Raw genomic sequence first — 18,624 nt, forward strand, 5'->3', positions numbered from 1 at the left:
TATTGAGCGAATCGTTGATAAAGGCAACAGATACTTATAAAACACCTCCTCAGATTATATGGGTTGATAATTCCAGCATAGCCACATTGGGCAACTTCAGTGCTTCTACGGGTAAGGCAAAGGCGAAAAAGACCTTCAACGTGTCTGCCTTGGTGGCTGCATCACTCTCCAACGGTAAGGTTCTTAACTATCGAGCCAGTCTGCCAGAGGGAAAGCGCAAGATACTGTATGTAGATACCGAGCAGAGCCGCTATCATTGTCATAACGTGCTGGAGCGCATCCTGAAGCTCGCCGGTCTGCCTACAAGCATCGACAACGAGAATCTGGACTTTATCTGTCTGAGGGAGTACACACCCTCCGTCAGGATAGAGGTCATAAACTATGCGCTTGCCCAAGACCAAAGCTATGGACTGGTCATCATCGACGGAATCAGGGACCTGCTTCTCGACATCAACAATGCGGGAGAATCGGTCGAGGTCATCAACAAGATGATGGAATGGTCATCAAAGTATGACCTGCACATCCATTGCGTATTGCATCAGAACAAGGGCGACAATAACGTGCGCGGGCATATCGGTACGGAGATGAACAACAAGGCAGAGACGGTGCTTGTCATCACCAAGAGCACCACCAATCCCGATATCAGCGAGGTGAAGGCTATGCACATCCGTGAGAAGGAATTCAAGTCGTTTGCCTTTACCGTCAATGAAGAAGGGTTGCCAGAGATTGTCGAGCACACGCCGGAGAAGGAAGAAGGTGACAAGCAACCGTCAAGGTTTACTTACCAAGACTTGACATCCGAACAGCATAACGAGGCACTGACGGCTGCATTCAAGGAGAAACCTATCAAAGGATTCGATCGCATGGTGGAGGAATTGACGCAAGCCTATGCAGACATCGGCTTCAAGCGTGGCAGAAGCGTTATCATCAAAATGCTGAAATATCTGATGAACGAGCAAAAGCTCATAGTGAAGCGGGATAATCACTACTATTTCGGATATACTCTTGCGGAGATTGACCTGTTCCATGAAGAGGAATAAAAACAGTTCAGAAACCAGTTTAGTTTACGTCCGTGCCTATATATAAGAAATAAGGCCAAAGTAAACCGAAATCGGAGGCTGAATTGGGAAGCGGAAAAGTAGTTTAGCAAATGGTTTAGTTTACGGGGGTGCCTATATAGGAGAAAGGGTAAAGTAAACTGTTCCATGGACAATGTGAAACCGAACAAATGAAATGCAATGAATATTGAACAATCGAAGAAACTGAGCATTATAGACTTCTTGGACAAGGAGAATGTAACGCTGAAAAAGAAGAAGGGCAATGCCTACTGGTATCTGTCACCCTTCAGGGACGAGAAGACCGCATCGTTCAAGGTCAGCAAGAAGGAGAACCTGTGGTACGACTACGCCATTAAGGAGGGTGGCGACCTTGTGGAGTTGGTAAAGCGCATGTATAACAAACACTCCGTTTCCGATGCCCTTGCCTACCTTGCGTCCAAGAATATCACCACTGTGGATAAGGCGATAGAGACCGCCATCGCAGCCAAGGAATACACGACAACCAAAATGAACGATGTGAAGCTGCTTCCTCTGAGCAACCATTCTCTGCTGTCCTATTTCAGTAGCCGACGGATAGACATCACCATCGGCAGGATGTATTGCAGGGAGATACACTACAAGGTTGAGCAGAAGCATTACTATGGCATTGCCTTTGGCAACCTAAGCGAAGGACATGAGGTGCGCAATCCCTATTTCAAGGGCTGCATCGGGCATAAGGATATCACCCTGCTTGCCCATACATTCAATGAGTGGCAAAGCGGTTGTCTGGTTTTTGAGGGCTTCATGGATTTCCTTGCGTATATGACCCTCGTCAAACAGCAAGATAGATGGTTTGTCGTTGAAAGCCCTTGCGACTATATGATACTGAACTCAGTCGCCAACATCAAACGAGCATTGCAGTACCTTGACCGTTACACCCACATCCATTGCTTCCTCGACAACGACCAGGCAGGACGCAAGACGGTTGAGAGTATCAGCAATGTATTCGAGTACAGGGTGACGGACGAGTCCTTCAGGTATGCCGACTACAAGGATGTCAACGACTATCTTATGAGGAAAAGATAACCTGTCAATGAATAAATTGTTTGGATTCCGACTCAAAAAAGCTCTTAAAACCGCTTTTCATGTTAATTTATCACAAATATGTGCGATTTTGAAGAGAAATATCGATAAAGTTCCCTTTTAATGGGAATTATTTATTATCTTTGCACCAAAAATAAATGCTGAATGCATGATTAAAGTTGAAATACAAGACGATGACCTGCGTGAACTCATACTATATGGAATGAATGCAGGAAAATATAAAAGAATCGCTCGCGACAAGAAATTTGTGAAGAAGCTGACTGATATATACAACCTGATGAAATCAGTGGAGCATGTCTCCAAATTGAGGGATTACAGTTTCCTTCACTACGAGCAACTGAGACATATATCCTTAAGCTCTGTCAGGATATTCAACAATAGAGTTGAGCGGCTGCTGTTCCGGGAAACAGAGACAGGATTGGAAATAACGTTAATAGAATTAAATGATGACCACTATGGCAACAAGAAATGAAAGCAAGACCCCTTGGACGGCAACCCATCCGGGTACCATTCTGAGGTATGAATTGGAAGACAGAGAAATCTCCCAAAAGGACTTTGCAGTCATGATTGGTATGCAAAAGTCACATCTGAATGAGCTGATAAAAGGCAAGAGACCCATAACAAAGCCCATTGCAGACAAGATAGAAGAGGTTCTCGGCATCTCTGCAGTATCGTTGGTAAACATGCAGACCCAATATGAATATGACATGAAGGTGATAGAGCAGAGAGGCGTTGAAGAGTTTGAAGCGCAAAACGCCCTCAGTCTTTATAATGAAATCTTTGATGTCAAAACCTTGTTCAAGCGAATCGGCAAAGAACTGACTACAGCGGTTCAACAGATGCAGTATATTTCCGAAACCCTTTGTCTGCCCCAGCCTGCCGAGCTGAAACTGGAGACATCCGGCATGTTTAGAAAATCGGCAAAGACAGGTCAAGACCCTCGTATGCTGATGACATGGAAGCTTTTGGCAGAATCAAAAGCCAAGAGACAAAAGGTTTCACAACCATTCAACCAGGAAAGAAGAAATGAGGTGGTTGCAGCATTGGTAAGAGCCTTGCATGACAATCGCTCCACGGAGAATACTGTAAAAGAGATATTGGCTGCCGAGGGAATAGCCTTCTGCATCGAAGAAAAGGTGGATAAAGCCTCTGTGGATGGTTATTCTTACATAGAAGACGGCATACCTTATATAATATTGACAAGGAGATACGACCGCATAGACAATTTCGCTTTCGCACTGATGCACGAGGTCGGGCACATCTATCTGCATTATCTCGATGGCCGCCGAAGCGATTGTAAACTCAGCATCCCAGATTATGACAACGAGAGTGCAGAGGAAAAAGAAGCCAATGCCTTTGCTGCCAATGCCCTCATACCAAACGAAGAATGGAAAAATGCCCCGAAGGTAAGGTTAAATCCTGCGATGATACAGCGCAAATATACCAATGGGCTAATGAGAAAGGCCTGAACAAGTGGATTGTGTTAGGCAGAATATCATACGAGACAGGAATGTACAAGTTCCGCTCTGACGAAAGCAGAAGAATCGGTTAATCGGAATATTGGCATCAGCCAAACCAATAGAATAAGCTCTTCCCTATCGGAAGGGCTTTTTTATGCCCTTTGAGTTTGATTGATGAGAATTGGCTATCTAATGAGAAAGAAACGAACGGCATCGGAATGACATTATCAAGACGAAAACATTATCATTTGGTGCAGAAACGGCTCAAATGCATTGAAATTACATATCAAATCTGCACTTTTTCGCCAAAATATGCCTGATTCTCAATTATTATCCTTATTTTTGCATCGTTTTAATGTATCATTAAAATGTAGCAGAATGGAATTGAAAAAAGAAATAAGGATATTGGGCAGACGCATTGAGGTGGAACCTCGTGCCAAGGAAAGCTTGAAAGGTATCACTGTCGGAGAGAAACTCTCATACAGTTTCTATGACGGCACATACCAAGGCATGTCCCTGCTGTTCGTTAAACCTAAGAAAGAAGTCAATCCCTCTCCACGGGCTTGCGCCATCACGGGCAAGCGATTGACTGAAGCCTTGGGACTGCCCGCAGTATTCATCCTTGCGCCCGGACCCACCTACGAGCGGCACAGGCTGGCGGACAAGGGAGTCTTCTTTGTCATGTCCGAGGAGTATGCCCACTTGCCTGGCATCATTGCATTGGAGAAGACAAGCAACAGGAAGATAGCTGAGGTACTGACTCCTGTGGCACAATACATGCTGCTCTACCACCTACAGGTCGCAGTCTCGAAGGAATGTCGCCAAGAGACATTGCGCCCTTGCTTCCCTATTCCTATGAAAGCGTCACGTTGGGTGTCACCTGCCTTGAAGACGTAGGGCTGTGTCAAAAGATTCAGAACGGACAGCGCAGTAAGGTGGTACACTTCGAGCTGAAGGGCAAGGAACTGTGGGACAAGGCACAGAACGTCTTGCTGTCACCCGTAGAGAACCTTATCTATTGCGATGACATACGCTTGGATGCGGAATATCCCGTATGTGGCATCAATGCCTTGGCGCATTACACCATGCTCAACCCCGACAGGGAACAGATGATGATGATGACAAGCAAGGAGTACCGTGCCGTCAAGTCGGCTGATGTCATGGAAAATCCCAACATCTATGACGGCAACTATATCATAGAGGTATGGAAATACCCTGTCGTCAGCAAGATTGGCGACAAGAACCAGTGGGTTGACCGCCTTTCCCTTGTCCTTTCATTGAGGGAGGACAATGATCCGAGAGTGGAAAAAGAAGTAGAACGAATAATCAGTGAACAGAAATGGACGGATTAGATAAGTTCCGCGAGGCTTTTGCGGAATACTCAGACAACTATGTAGTGATAGGCGGTGCAGCCTGTGACATCACCATGACCAATACCGTGGTGCGCCCCCGCGCCACACACGACATCGATATGATAGTCATCGTAGAGAACATGACCGAGGCATTCGCCAACCGCTTCTGGCAGTTTGTACGTGAGGCAGGCTATCGACCTGAAAAGAGGAAACAGGAGGCTGGTGAACCACCAAGATATGAAATGTACCGCTTCCTTGATGGCAAAGATGGTTATCCCGAGATGATAGAACTGCTGTCACGCCACCCCGATGTGCTTGGAGAGCCAAAGGGATTTGTCATAGAACCTATCCCGACCGATGAAGATGTGTCGAGTCTCAGTGCCATCATCATGGACGATGACTACTATCACTTCACTATCGCACACAGCCAACTGACTGATGGCATACGCCATGCCAATTCCGCTGCCTTGATAGCGCTGAAGGCAAGAGCCTACCTCAATCTCATGGCAGACAAGAGGGACGGCAAGCATGTGAACACCAAGGACATCAAGAAGCATCGTTCTGACATTCTGAAGAATGTGGTCATAATGGCCGAGGACAACATTGAGGCACCTGCTTCCATAGTGGCATGTATAAGGGAGTTTGTCGCCTCCATCAGAGCCGACTGGTCAATTCTCGCAGAACCATTGTCAAATTCGCTCGGTCAAGACGAGGCATTTGTGACTGGACTGTTGGACCAACTGGATGAATTGTTTATGGAAGCATGAACAATATGAAGATACAATACGCATCCGACCTGCACCTAGAGTTTGCCGACAACTGGCGGTATCTGAAAGCCCACCCCTTGGAGGTGACGGGCGACATACTGCTGCTTGCCGGTGACATCGGCTATCTCGGTGATGATAACTACTCCAAGCATCCCTTTTGGGACTGGGCATCGGAGAATTACAAGGAGGTGCATTGCTGCATGGGCAACCATGAGTTCTACAAATACTATGATGTGGCGACATTGCCCGACGGCTATCTCTTGGAGATACGTCCCAATGTATTCAGCCACTACAATGGTGTTGTGAGGATTGGCGACACCGACATCATCCTCTCCACCCTTTGGTCGAGGATTCCTTTGGAAGACGCTTACTTCACCGAGCAAGTGATAAGTGACTTCCGCCGTATATTATATAAAGGTGAACTGATGACCCATGCCCAATTCAATGCCGAGCATAAGCGTTGCCTCACGTTCATCAAGGACGCTGTGGCACATTCGCAAGCAGTCCATAAGATTGTTGTCACCCATCATGTGCCGTCGTTCCGTATGCTCCACCCCAAGTTTCAGGGCAGCAAGGCAAACGGGGCTTTCACTGTAGAACTGGAGGACTATATCACCGATAGCGGCATTGACTATTGGATATACGGACACTCGCACACCAACATCAATGCCAGGATAGGCAACACCCAATGCCTGTCCAACCAGTTGGGCTATGTATTCTCCAACGAGCATCAAGACTTCTCCCACGACAAGCATCTGACCATATAGCCATCCACATTTTCTCATCCACCCTCTTTACAGGCTCTTCCATATCGGAAGGGCTTTTTTTGTGCCTTTCGAGTTTGATTTTTGAGTATGATTATGAGTGTAATCAAAATTAGAGTTAAGATTTGGCTCTGCGGAAAGGCATTTCGGTTTAAGATTGAAGAAAAGGTAGTTCCTTTGCACTGGCAATAAGCCAAATCATAGTAAAATCAAACTTGAAAATATGAAGTCATTTGTAATATTCGCCATTGTCGTGACCGTAATCTATGTCATCTACTATACGGTCATCATCGTGCAGGATCTGTACGGAAAGCCCAAGGACGAGAAGTCACAGGGCGAGTCGTTTGATGTCAGTGACATGACCGATGAAGAAGAGTCGATAGCGGTCAGCGAGAGCGACGGCGGCTTCAGCGTAGGCGATAACCAGTATGAGACAGCCTACGAGGAGAAGCAGCTTGCAGAGCCTACAGAGGAGGCAGCCGCCACTGCGGAAGAGAGCAAGCCTCATGTGCTTGAAAAAATACAAAGCGCAATCGAGAAGAAGATGGAGGAAGTGAATACCACCTATTCCGACCCCATGTTTTCGGAAGATTGATAAACACCATCATCGCCCGTGGCCTCCGTCACAATGGTCGTGAAATGGTCAAGGTGGAATCACTCAATAATGAGATATGATGTCAAAAACAAGAAGTGCATTTCTATCATTATATGCCGCTTTAACCCCAGTTCTGGCCAGTGCTAAGTGTGGCAACGTGGACTACAGCTGGGGAGCGGACGCACTTGCGAGTGCCCACGACTATGCCGTGACGATGATGCTCTATATCGTCTATATGTGCTATGCAGTGGCGGGCATCGTGGTCATAGTCAGCGCCTTGCAGATATATATAAAGATGAATACGGGCGAAGAAGGAGTGAAGAAGAACATCATGATGCTGGTGGGAGCCTGCCTGTTCCTCATAGGAGCGACCATCGTCTTCCCCGCTTTCTTCGGTTATCAGATTTGAGATACAGGTGATACGAGATAAGATAACTCAAAGTGTAACAAATTAAAAGGTAAAAAGAATGTTTGAAAGGATTAACAAGAAGGTGAAGGGATTCTTCTCTTCACAGCGCATGAAAACGCTCGCCCTGATGTTGCTTGTCGGCACCACCGCAGCAATGGCACAGAACGCAGCCGGCGACTACTCGGCAGGAACGACCGCGCTTACCACAGTGACGGAGGAGATTGCCAAGTATGTACCTATCGTGGTGAAGCTCTGCTATGCCATTGCAGGTGTCGTTGCAATTGTCGGAGCCATAAGCGTTTACATCGCCATGAACAACGAGGAACAGGACGTGAAAAAGAAGATCATGATGGTCGTCGGCGCATGTATTTTCCTCATTGCAGCAGCCCAGGCACTGCCTCTGTTCTTCGGCATTGGAGGTTAAACGCAGCGTGAGATTGTGAGTATGTAGAACGTTAAAACACTGACAGTTATGGCAGAGGCAAAGCAGGAGCGATTTCCTGACTATCCCATTTTCAAGGGACTGCAACGTCCATTAGAGTTTTTCGGGTTGCAGGGACGCTACATCTACTGGGCGGCAGCCACCGCAGGAGGAGCCGTTGCGGGCTTCATCCTCGGCTACTGCATCTTCGGTTTCGTGGCAGGACTCGTGCTGCTTGTCCTCGCCGTGGCTGTCGGTGGCGTTCTCATCGTCATGAAGCAGCGCAAAGGCTTGCATAGCAAAAAGAGTGACAACGGAATATTCATCTATGCCTATTCAAAGAAAGTGTAAAACAAAAAAAAGAGAATCCATTATGTCCAAGTGGAATGCTATCAATGATTGTAAGTGAATGAAGGTGGGGGCATCACGTATGAGGGTGCGCCCGCCTTTTTGTGATTAAAAAAGAAAAGAACAATGACCCTATACATCATACTCATATTCTCAGCCATCTGCGTGGGCATGGCCATCAGTGTCAAGGCATTCGGCACGGGAGGCAAGCGCAAGCGCATCTTCCAGGACATCTACTTCTCCATCGAGGAAGTAGATGGCATCGGTGTGCTCTATACCAAGACGGGCGAATACTCCGCCGTGCTGAAAATGGAGAACCCCGTACAGAAATATTCCGCCAATATCGAGGCCTACTATGAGTTCACCCACCTCTTCGCCGCCCTTGCCCAGACCTTGGGTGAAGGCTATGCCATGCACAAGCAGGACGTGTTTGTGAGGAAGGCGTTCAAGGAAGAGAATGCGACTAATCATGAGTTTCTGAGCGAGAGCTACTTCCGCTATTTCAACGGCAGACCATTTACCGACAGCGTCTGCTACCTGACCATCACACAGGAGAACAAGAAGAGCCGCCTGATGTCGTTCGACAACAAAAAATGGCGCGACTTCTTGGTGAAGATACGCAAGGTGCACGACCAACTGAGGGATGCTGGTGTAAAGTCCCGCTTCCTCGGCAAGACGGAAGCCAGCGAGTATGTTGACCGCTTCTTCTCCATGAACTTCCGTGACAAGGTGGTGTCGATGACCAACTTCAAGGTCGATGACGAGACCATCGGCATGGGCGACCGCCGCTGCAAGGTGTATAGCCTTGTGGATGTGGATTGTGCCAACCTGCCGTCGGTTATCCGTCCCTACGCCAATATCGAGGTGAACAACACCAGTATGCCCGTTGACCTCGTGAGCATCGTCGATAGCGTGCCCGGTGCCGACTGCGTGGTGTTCAACCAGATGGTGTTCGTGCCCAACCAGAAGCGCGAGCTTGCCTTGCTCGACAAGAAGAAAAATCGCCATGCCTCCATGCCCAATCCCAGCAACCTGATGGCTGTGGAGGACATCAAGCGAGTGCAGGAGGTGATAGCGAGGGAAAGCAAGCAGCTCGTCTATACCCACTACAACCTCGTGGTGGCAGTGAGCGGCGACACCGACATACAGAAATGCACCAACCATCTCGAAAACTCCTTTTCGCGCATGGGCATCCATATCAGCAAGCGCGCCTACAACCAGTTGGAGCTGTTCGTCAACTCCTTCCCCGGCAACTGCTATGGCATGAATGCCGACTACGACCGTTTCCTCACCCTCGGCGATGCCGCCACCTGCCTGATGTACAAGGAGCGCATCGTGCACAATGAGGACACCCCGCTGAAGATATACTATACCGACCGCCAGGGCGTGCCCGTAGCCATCGACATCACAGGAAAGGAGGGAAAGGAGAAGCTGACCGACAACTCGAACTTTTTTTGTTTGGGTCCTTCGGGCAGCGGCAAATCGTTCCACATGCATGTCATATGGACTAAAACGCATCGAAAAGAACTCCAAACAAAACTTAGAGAAACGTCATAAATAGCTCATTTTCAATACATATTCATTAACATAACGCTCCAACCGCCTATTGCGAGTTTCATCCGTTTATAGTAATTTTGTACCACGGTTGTACCATGGGCAGAGGGACACACGGTTCTTAATGAGGGTTCTTATTTCCTCTTATTTCCCCTTGTTTCCTCTTAAAAGTTTCCGTCAAGGACCATCCCCCATGAGTCACTGCAAAATTCAAAAATAACGGTAAAAATGAATACTACAACTCGCATTCCAATCGTGCTGATGTCCGTAGAGGAAACAGCGCAGGCAGTAAGCATCAGCGTCAAGACAGTACGCAGTCTTATTCGTCAAGGCAGGCTAAGAGCCGTAAATTTCGGTACACGCATGACCAGGATCTATTTGCAAGACCTTCTTGAAATAGCCAAGGGACAAGGTTATCAGGTGGTTCTCCCTTCTTCCTTATCGTTAGAAGGAGCAACGTCCAAGAAAGCACAGAGGCTAAAAGATGCCGAGACTGGCTCAGTCAACAAGTTGGCAAAGTGTCGCAAGACTCCCAGGGCTGGTGAAAGAGCACCTGATGGAGTAACCCACGACACCCATTACACAATGGCAGAGGTGTTGAGCACCTTTAATATCAAGTATGGAAGATTCTATGAAGTCCGCAATCGTTACCAACTCCAGTCAGTTCACGCATGGGGAACGACCTGCTTCAAGAAAGAAGACGTGGAAAGGGTTATCGGGCTTTATAATGAAGAACAGGGTAAGAACATTTCCGATGACTGGTACACCTGCTTCGACATCATGAAACTCTACGGATTAGGCAAGACACAGGTACGCAGATTTGCGGAGACCCATGGAGTGAGAATCCGAAAGTTCAAAGGCGGAAGAGCCAACTACTATCTGAAAGCAGACTGGGAGGCTGCACGCAAGAAGGCAGAGAAAAGCAGTACTACGACCAAGGCAAAACGGAAGTGAGACACAAGTCAAGAGATGGTTCAAACAAACTCATATACGACCCATGCCGTTGCAATTGCTATGCAGCACCCATCCATGTCGGTCGAAACAAACCCACAACGCAGAGTAACGGATATAAGACAAAAAACGCATCCAATACCTGCTTTTAGTCTGATTTTGAGCGTAAAATCATACTCAAAAGCAAATTCAGGTTAAATTCTGGCTGTATTTGAAGCCATCTTTGCTTTTCTCTTTTCACGGCAATCTAACTTTGCATCGGATTTGAGAGTTAAAGCGTTGCGACCATGGCTATTCGCATCCACAGATACACATCGGTAAGAATAATAAAAGAATAACAATATGACGAACATTTGTACAAAGGTCACCGTGCGGAAACGACCTATCAAGAACGGACAGACTTCCCTCTATCTGGATTTCTATCCTCCAATCCGCAACCCGAAGACAGGCAAGCTCTCACGCAGGGAGTACCTTGGTCTTTACATCTACACCAACCCTGTTGAACGCTTTCAGCAGGAGTACAACAAAAGTATGATTCAGAAAGCGGAAATCATCAAGTGCCGCAGGACTGAGTCCATCATCAATGAGGAGTATGGCTTCCTCGACCGCAACAAGGGCAAGGAGAGCTTCTTGGAATATTTCAAGAACCTCATGATTGAGCGTGGCAGCAGCCAGAACTGGGCAACCGCCTACATGCACTTCCACAATTACACGCATGGCGAGTGCCGCTTCTGCGACCTTACCGTTCCGTACTGCCAGGGATTCCTCGACTACCTGTTGTCGGATGCCTGTATGCACAACGGCAAGCGCATGATGGGAACAACAGCCAACAACAACCTTACCAAGTTGAAGTGCATCCTTGCCATCGCATACGAGGACGGACTGCTCAAAGAGAATATCGCCAAGAAACTTGTGCGTGCCAAGCTCATGGCAACAAGCGGCAGTTCCTCACCAAGGAAGAGTTGTTGCAGTTGTCTCAGACTCCTTGCAAGAGTGATGTCCTTCGCCGTGCAGGTCTCTTCTCCTGCCTTACAGGTCTTCGCCTTTCTGACTGCATCAGACTCCAGTGGGAGAATATCGTCAAGTTGGCTGATGGCGGCTGGGGAATGGACATTATCACAAAGAAGACTTCCACCGCTGCAATCCTGCCTATCAGCGAAGAGGCTTTGCAGCTCTGTGGCGAGCGAAGCACTGGACAGGTGTTCAAGAATCTCACGAACAGTACAGTGGCATTGTATCTCAAACCGTGGATAAAGGCTTCCGGCATCGAGAAACACATCACCTTCCACTGCTTCCGTCATACCTTTGCCACCTTGCAGTTGGCAGAGGGAACGGACATCTACACCGTGAGCAAGCTGCTTACCCATAGCAATCTTGCCACTACTCAGGTGTATGCCGATGTGGTGGACGAACTCAAACGTGATGCGGCAGAACGTATCTCGCTCAAAATACCAACAAAGGAAGAGAGTGACCAGACATAAGTGAAAAACATAATCAGGATAACAAATGGAAGAAAACAAATCATTATCGTTCGACCAACTGCCCAGTGCAGTTGGCGAACTTCTGACAAAGGTCAATACGATGATGACTCGTCTTGATGACATTGGTCAGAGAATAGGCAATGCTCCGAGCGAGAATGACCATGTTCTTATGGACATCAGAGAGGCAAGTGCCTTCGTCCGAAAGAAAGTCTCATCGCTTTATGCTTACACATCTGAAAGGCGCATTCCTTTCTACAAGAGAGGGAACACGCTCTACTTCTTCAAAGACCAGCTGATAAAATGGATTGAGGCAGGTGGCTCATGGGACAAGCCTTACGAATCGACCCAGGAGGAACAGGCAGACTTCGAGGCTCATCTGGCAATGTTGCAGAAAAGCAAGAAGAACAAGCCTGCCTCCATGAAGAGGGTCAAGGGCGAGAAAAATCCTGATGGGGAAGAATGGCATGACGGATAAGAGAATCATGTAATCTACTTTTTACGAAAGGGGAAAGAGAAACTATTCATTCTTTCTTTGCTGAGTAATCCGTTTCACTAATAATCAGTTTTTCAAGATGAGTAACCAAAGCATAAAATACGGAATCCTGCTGACCAAGGAACAGCTCGATTTCTTGAAGGATGACAGGCAGGGCTTCCACCGCATGACCGCCTTCGGCACTTTTGTATCAATGGCATCCACCAAGCCAAGTGTTTATCTGAAGACAGGCTTCTCCGCTTCTCTCTCCATCGGGCAGTTTGCCATCTCTACCGTTGAGCTGTCTGCCCTTTGGAAGTGTGACCGCAAGACAGCGGCAAAGGTGGTGGAACTGTTCAATCAGGTGGGCATCCTCTCAACCGAGAGGAACAACCGCACCTCCATACATACGATACTATGCATCGCCTTCTGGTACGTTGACGGCATCAAGGAAGCCATCAAGAACCCCTTCTACAACCGTCAATCCGTGACTTCCGCCACCCAAGAGGAATCGGTGTCCAATGTCCCATCCGATACCGCTTGCTCTTCGGAAGGCAATCTTTCCAATGGCATAGGTCAGCAGAAAGACAGCAGCGTCAATCCTGCCACTACTGACATTCTGCAGCCCCATGTTCCTGCCTCTTATAATACCTCTTCCCCTTTCGTTAATTCTCATGTTATCGGGGATGGACTTTCAGATCCTTCTCCGATACCACAAGACTTCAAACAAAGGGAAAAGGAAGGTGATGACCATTTTGAGTATGAGGTTGGACAGCCGTCAGAAGATGACTGCAATCAAGGAGAAGGGGCATCACCCATTGAGTTGCTGCCGTCTCCTGTCTATGATGACGAGGGCAACCTCTTGCAGCCACCGCCCCATGAAGGACGATGCGAGGATCACACGGAGAGACATGGCGCGCATATCACCCCAAGTCACTCATGATGTCATCTCTACTTTTCCCTTATTTCGACTATTGACGTTCCCGACAGGCAAGCTATCCAGAAGCCGCTACCTCTATTAGCCGTAGTTTTTTTTCGGAGGTCTAAACAAGAAGTACCAGTGTCAGACGGTTTCGCTTCGCCCACCGCTTCCTACTGGCATTCTTGAATGTTCGCAGGCTCACATTGGCTGTCCTGTTATATCAAGTATAAACTTTATAAACCCCATCTACAATGACAAAAGACAAGAATAACAACACGGAGAAAACCTCAAAGAAGAGACCTCCGAAGACCAGACACATTGACGTTCGTTTCACAGAAGAACACTACGACTTGGTAGTACATAATGCCCGACTGTCAGGCAGGAGCAAGAGCACATATCTTCATGACTTAGGCATCGGACACAAGCCATCCCTACCCATGACCGCAGAGCAGGAGGAAGCCTTGAAGGGCTTAATCGGGGCAAGGCTGAACTGGTTTATGTGCGCAATGCGCTTCATGCCCTGCCACAGACCGAGAGACTAAAACTCTTCAAGAGAGCCGACTTCATGGAACGTTGGCTTCAAGGCATCAACACCCTGATAGAGGAATTGAGCCGCATTAGAGACAAATTCTTGGATATGTTATGATAGCAAAAGCGTCAGCAATTCAGCATGGTCAGGCAATGACCAATTACGCAACCAAAAACAATCGCGCGGACATCGTCAAGACCAACCATCTCAGCGAGGGTCTGCCGCCGATGGGCATGTGGGACGAGATGGTGCTGCATCAGTCCATGTTCAAGCAGAGGTATGCCAAGAAGCCCATCGAACTGACGTCCATCCGCTTTGAGCTTTCCCCATCTGAGGAGGAGGCACGTAACTGGACTATGGAGGACTGGAGAAGATTCCTTGACGAGTTCATTCGTGAGATGGATGGTATCTCCAAGGTGAACCACATCGGCAAGAAGAAAGGCAAGGCTGCAACTTCGGTCAAGCCGACCAACATAGCCAACTCACAATATTTTGCCGCCCTTCACCGTGACTCCAAGAGTGGCATTCCCCACCTGCATCTGGTGGTGAACCGCATCGACATGGACGGTAATCTCAATGATGTGAAGTTCATCGGTGAGCGTGCCGTGATGGCTGCGAAAGCCATCAATCAGCGTCATGGTTGGAAGGATGCCATGGATATTCGTCAGGAACGCATTGCAGAGGTGACCAAAGCCTGTATGGATGTGCTGCGTTCAATGCCGTTCTTTGATTGGGATGAATATGCCGACCGATTGAGGGCAAAGGGATATGACATCGAGCTTATCCGTGACAAGAATGGTCAAGGCAGGGTGCATGGCTACCGCTTCAAGTTCGGAAAAACTACCATCAAGGCTTCCGAACTGGGTGTAGGAAGGAATCTCACCGCATCGAAAATCGGGAATACCTTCCGCAAGCTGCACCCTCAGCCAACACCTGTTGCAGTTGGTCAAAGACCTTCTCCTTCTGTTTCAAACGCTACCACATTGGACAGCAGAAATACGGCATCGCAAGGTGGTCTGTCTCGTACAAGCAATGTTGCCAAACCTGACCTTCCTGCCGGATTGAGAAAGATTATTGAAGTCGATGGTGAGCGTTTCAGCATAGTCATGCCGAGAACTGCTTACGACACGATGAACAGTTGTATCGAAGTTCCCGAGAATGGATCCGCAAGCCACACTGACATTCTGAATGTAGCCATGCTGCTCTTCATGAACTACCTTGATGCTGCCACATCGATGTCTGAGTCATGTGGTGGCGGTGGCAGTCCTGGCAGTGGCTGGGGACGTGATAAGGACGATGATGACCGTGAATGGGCAAGACGTTGCGCAATGCAAGCAAACACACTCTGCAAGCCGATAAAGAGAGGCATGAAACGATAACTTTTCAAACAAGAACGGTATGGGAAGAAACAAGAAAGATGCCACACAGGATGTGCTTAACCTGTACAATCAGATGCAGGAGGACGAGAACATCGAGAGTGGCAAGGAAGAAATCAAAGTGACCCTGAAAGAGATTGAATCAGCCAAGAAAGCACTCTATGAGGCAAAGGAGGAACTGGGCAATGCCTATCGGAGGTTGGAATCAACGAAAGTGGCACTTATGGCTGCCCACAGGAGCACGGACAACATCGTGGATAGTATATGCCATGCCATAGTCAAGGCAGAGCAGAGCAACCTCAAAGTCGGCATCAACGATGAAGGAGTTGCCCAGTTGGATAAGCGGAACAACACCGCCATTTCTGCTTTCAAGCAAGCCCTTGACGAGCATGAGAAGCGGATAAACGACCTGTTCACTCACCAGCAGAAAGAGCTTAAACGAATCCGCAATATCGAGGAGGGTGCATACTTCAACGGTAGCACCTATGCCTGGATGTTCGGCTTGGCTTTCCTAAGTTGGTCTATCATCTTTGTTGAAATCACCATTTGGATATGCATCACACTTTTTTAGAAAACTCAAAACATCAGAATCATGACAGACAACGAATACAGCAAGGCAAGAAAAGCCGCTGTTGATGCCCTTATCTACTGGGCAAAGACAGGCATGAGAGAGTTCACCATGCGTGACGCAGTAAACGACTATCTGGAGGCGAGCGGTGCTAACCGCCCCTCCATCGGTGGCGAATAGACCATCCTTGCACACAGAAAAAATGCAGCCAACCGACTGGCGATTGACTGCATATACAATTCATTTTGCAATAAGATTACTTACTTTCCCTCTTTTCCATCGGTTTTATTAGATGAGTTTGTTTTTGTAGTTGCTGTTTTTGATGAGGTTGCTCGTGGAAGAAGAGTTGGATTAGAGCCTATTGACCAACGATTATTCTTCGGTTGCGACGGAGGAACATTTGTGTTTGTGCGACTGGTTTCTTTTCGCTTTTGTTCCGCTTTTCTTTTTTCCTCTGCTCTTCTCCTCGCATTTTCCCGTTCTAAAGCAATGCGATTACGTTCATTAATCTCATGAAGACGTTAATTGTTTATCCTTTGTTGCTCTTGTTGGAATCGTCTCTCATTTTCTTTTCTAATTTGTTCATTACGTTCTTCTTCAAGATATCCTAAATTCCGCAGCATTTTAGTTTAACTTTATTTATAAGTACCTGAGCAACTTTTTGTTGCTCAGGTACTTAAAAAGTTATATTTGTAATAGTGTTGCGGAATTAAGGATACTACAAAAATGGATTGACTGCTTCAACGCCGCCGATGCAGTCGCTTTGGCATACTTATACGCTCAGGATGCCATAAACCATCAAGTCGCAAACACCCCAGTTATAGGAAAAACAGCTATCCATGAAATGTTTGTAAATGAATTTGCAACCTCAAAAATGGTTTGTATTGTTGAGCATATATTCGAGGATGGAGAATGGGCTATCATGGAATGGAAAGATCCGCTCGGGTTGCGAGGATGCGGATTCTTTCATGTGCAAAACGATAAAATAGTTTTCCAAAGAGGTTATTGGGATAAGCTCAGCTTTCTCAAACAGCACGGTTTACCCGTAGAGAATAGTGATGAAAATCCAAACACATAACACCGTCCGATATGGGAATCATCATTCATTCTTTAGAGTCCGTTTCTTTCAAAGATTTGTATGCGGCATTCTCATCTGCATTCAAAGATTATGATTTCTCTTTGAATGCGGATGAATTGCGACGCATGCTCGACCGACGAGGATACAATCCACAACTATCTTTCGGAGTATTTTTCGAAGGACGGCTGATTTCTTTTGTGCTTAACGGAACAGGCATGTACAACAACATCTTGACTGCCTATGACACAGGGACGGGAACCGTACCTTCATTCCGGGGATTACACCTAACCCAAAAAATATTCACTTTCAGCCTCGAATTGATATGTCAACAAGGAGTTCGGCAATATGTACTGGAAGTTTTGCAACACAATCACAAAGCAATAAAAATATATCGCAAATTAGGCTTTGAAACACAGAGAAATTTCAACTACTACTCTGCCAAACTGAGCGATATTGTTCCTGTATTGCAAGTAAACCATACCGCATGTCGCATACTCCCATCGGATTTAAAAAACTGCCTTAACCAAACGGCCTGGTTCGATTTTCATCCTTCATGGCAAAATGACAGGGCTTCACTGGAACGCGGAATCGACAATTTGGACATATTGGGAGCTTATGAAAGAGAAGAACTTGTCGGATTTGTTATCTTTGAACCGGCATCTGGCGATATTTCATCCCTCGCAGTTGCAAAAGATTACCGGCGTAAAGGAATAGGCAAGTCTTTGCTTAAAAGTGCTGTCAGTCATTTTCAAAGCGATGTACTCAAATTTACTAATGTTGATTGCGATTGTGAATCAGTCACTGGTTTCTTGTCATCATTAGGACTTACCCCAAAAGGACAACAGTTTGAAATGGTCAGAAAAATTTAACCTACATTTATATGAATAGCCCTCATCATCAAATAACAAATTAATAATACCAAATAAAAATACGTATAGATTAAAAAAGTTCTTTGTGCTTTTGTCAGGGAACTTTTTTTTTCGTAAATTTGCGTTCAATTATGCGGCAGTAATAATATACATATTAATACGAGTTAAGAATCCTGTAGTTTTCTACATGCTACGAGGAGGTATTAAAAGGTGCGTTTCGGCAATGCATCTATTGTAGTATATTATTGCTTAATCAAATGAACATTATAAATTTAGGAATTCTTGCTCACATTGATGCAGGAAAAACTTCCGTAACCGAAAATCTGCTATTTGCCTGCGGAGCAACGGAAAAGCGCGGCAGTGTTGATAAAGGTGACACCATAACAGACTCTATGGATATAGAAAAACGTAGAGGAATTACTATTCGGGCTTCTACGACATCTATTGTTTGGAATGGTGTGAAATGCAATATCATTGACACTCCGGGACACATGGATTTTATTGCGGAAGTGGAGCGGACATTCAAAATGCTTGATGGAGCAGTCCTCATCTTATCCGCAAAGGAAG

21 protein-coding genes and 2 pseudogenes are annotated in these 18,624 nt (G+C 46.8%); all 23 read left to right on the forward strand.

Annotated features, from left to right (window positions below):
* Positions 1-2: 2 nt before the first annotated feature.
* Positions 3-1,040: an AAA family ATPase gene (locus DXA05_RS24300; RefSeq protein WP_128859721.1), complete on the forward strand. Its 1,038-nt coding sequence runs from the start codon at positions 3-5 to the stop codon at positions 1,038-1,040.
* Positions 1,041-1,238: 198 nt separating this feature from the next.
* The gene (locus DXA05_RS24305) at positions 1,239-2,123 is read left to right on the forward strand and encodes a toprim domain-containing protein (RefSeq protein WP_004320273.1); all 885 of its coding nucleotides are present in this window, start codon (positions 1,239-1,241) and stop codon (positions 2,121-2,123) included.
* A 166-nt stretch (positions 2,124-2,289) separates the two neighbouring features.
* Entirely contained in the window at positions 2,290-2,613 is a 324-nt protein-coding gene (locus DXA05_RS24310; RefSeq protein WP_004320271.1) for a hypothetical protein, read from the forward strand.
* A complete protein-coding gene (locus DXA05_RS24315; RefSeq protein WP_165861564.1) occupies positions 2,597-3,610 on the forward strand; it encodes an ImmA/IrrE family metallo-endopeptidase in 1,014 nt (337 codons plus the stop codon). Before DXA05_RS24310 ends, DXA05_RS24315 begins: the two co-directional genes overlap by 17 nt.
* A 264-nt stretch (positions 3,611-3,874) precedes the next feature.
* On the forward strand, positions 3,875-4,498 hold the full coding sequence (locus DXA05_RS28140) for a hypothetical protein (protein ID WP_284515688.1): 624 nt from the start codon (positions 3,875-3,877) through the stop codon (positions 4,496-4,498).
* Positions 4,471-4,953: a hypothetical protein gene (locus DXA05_RS28145; RefSeq protein WP_284515689.1), complete on the forward strand. Its 483-nt coding sequence runs from the start codon at positions 4,471-4,473 to the stop codon at positions 4,951-4,953. The genes DXA05_RS28140 and DXA05_RS28145 overlap by 28 nt, the downstream gene beginning before the upstream one ends.
* Positions 4,941-5,720: a hypothetical protein gene (locus DXA05_RS24325; RefSeq protein ID WP_004320265.1), complete on the forward strand. Its 780-nt coding sequence runs from the start codon at positions 4,941-4,943 to the stop codon at positions 5,718-5,720. Before DXA05_RS28145 ends, DXA05_RS24325 begins: the two co-directional genes overlap by 13 nt.
* A gap of 5 nt (positions 5,721-5,725) precedes the next feature.
* Positions 5,726-6,487, forward strand: a complete 762-nt coding sequence (locus DXA05_RS24330) for a metallophosphoesterase (protein ID WP_044917907.1) — start codon at positions 5,726-5,728, stop codon at positions 6,485-6,487.
* Positions 6,488-6,707: 220 nt separating this feature from the next.
* Positions 6,708-7,079, forward strand: coding sequence for a hypothetical protein (locus tag DXA05_RS24335; protein WP_284515690.1), 372 nt, complete (start codon positions 6,708-6,710; stop codon positions 7,077-7,079).
* Between the two features lie 76 nt (positions 7,080-7,155).
* Positions 7,156-7,488 carry a DUF4134 domain-containing protein gene (locus DXA05_RS24340; RefSeq protein WP_128859723.1) on the forward strand — a complete coding sequence of 111 codons (333 nt, stop codon included), beginning with the start codon at positions 7,156-7,158 and terminating at the stop codon, positions 7,486-7,488.
* A gap of 58 nt (positions 7,489-7,546) precedes the next feature.
* Positions 7,547-7,912: a DUF4134 domain-containing protein gene (locus DXA05_RS24345; RefSeq protein ID WP_007837354.1), complete on the forward strand. Its 366-nt coding sequence runs from the start codon at positions 7,547-7,549 to the stop codon at positions 7,910-7,912.
* A 48-nt stretch (positions 7,913-7,960) separates the two neighbouring features.
* Entirely contained in the window at positions 7,961-8,260 is a 300-nt protein-coding gene (locus tag DXA05_RS24350; protein ID WP_004320254.1) for a DUF4133 domain-containing protein, read from the forward strand.
* 123 nt (positions 8,261-8,383) lie between these two features.
* A pseudogene (locus DXA05_RS24355) lies at positions 8,384-9,811 on the forward strand (conjugal transfer protein TraG); the annotation flags it as partial.
* Positions 9,812-10,039: 228 nt separating this feature from the next.
* Positions 10,040-10,765 (forward strand): helix-turn-helix domain-containing protein, encoded by a 726-nt coding sequence (locus DXA05_RS24360; RefSeq protein WP_048317560.1) that lies wholly within the window; start codon positions 10,040-10,042, stop codon positions 10,763-10,765.
* A gap of 339 nt (positions 10,766-11,104) precedes the next feature.
* Positions 11,105-12,243: pseudogene (locus tag DXA05_RS24365) on the forward strand (site-specific integrase).
* 25 nt (positions 12,244-12,268) lie between these two features.
* A complete protein-coding gene (locus tag DXA05_RS24370; RefSeq protein ID WP_048317556.1) occupies positions 12,269-12,718 on the forward strand; it encodes a helix-turn-helix domain-containing protein in 450 nt (149 codons plus the stop codon).
* A gap of 97 nt (positions 12,719-12,815) precedes the next feature.
* Positions 12,816-13,658 (forward strand): hypothetical protein, encoded by an 843-nt coding sequence (locus tag DXA05_RS24375; RefSeq protein ID WP_048317554.1) that lies wholly within the window; start codon positions 12,816-12,818, stop codon positions 13,656-13,658.
* A gap of 735 nt (positions 13,659-14,393) precedes the next feature.
* Positions 14,394-15,545, forward strand: coding sequence for a relaxase/mobilization nuclease domain-containing protein (locus DXA05_RS24385; RefSeq protein WP_225629750.1), 1,152 nt, complete (start codon positions 14,394-14,396; stop codon positions 15,543-15,545).
* A 19-nt stretch (positions 15,546-15,564) separates the two neighbouring features.
* Positions 15,565-16,113, forward strand: coding sequence for a hypothetical protein (locus DXA05_RS24390; RefSeq protein WP_048317548.1), 549 nt, complete (start codon positions 15,565-15,567; stop codon positions 16,111-16,113).
* A gap of 21 nt (positions 16,114-16,134) precedes the next feature.
* A complete protein-coding gene (locus DXA05_RS26600; protein ID WP_153093198.1) occupies positions 16,135-16,290 on the forward strand; it encodes a hypothetical protein in 156 nt (51 codons plus the stop codon).
* Between the two features lie 484 nt (positions 16,291-16,774).
* Positions 16,775-17,188 carry a nuclear transport factor 2 family protein gene (locus DXA05_RS24395; RefSeq protein WP_284515691.1) on the forward strand — a complete coding sequence of 138 codons (414 nt, stop codon included), beginning with the start codon at positions 16,775-16,777 and terminating at the stop codon, positions 17,186-17,188.
* Positions 17,189-17,199: 11 nt separating this feature from the next.
* On the forward strand, positions 17,200-18,057 hold the full coding sequence (locus tag DXA05_RS24400; RefSeq protein WP_005944281.1) for a GNAT family N-acetyltransferase: 858 nt from the start codon (positions 17,200-17,202) through the stop codon (positions 18,055-18,057).
* Positions 18,058-18,314: 257 nt separating this feature from the next.
* Positions 18,315-18,624, forward strand: a 310-nt coding sequence (locus DXA05_RS24405) for a GTP-binding protein (protein WP_128859724.1), incomplete at its 3' end; no start/stop codon positions are given.

It is taken from the genome of Bacteroides sp. AM54-2NS, assembly GCF_003602935.1.
GTDB lineage: Bacteria > Bacteroidota > Bacteroidia > Bacteroidales > Bacteroidaceae > Bacteroides > Bacteroides xylanisolvens.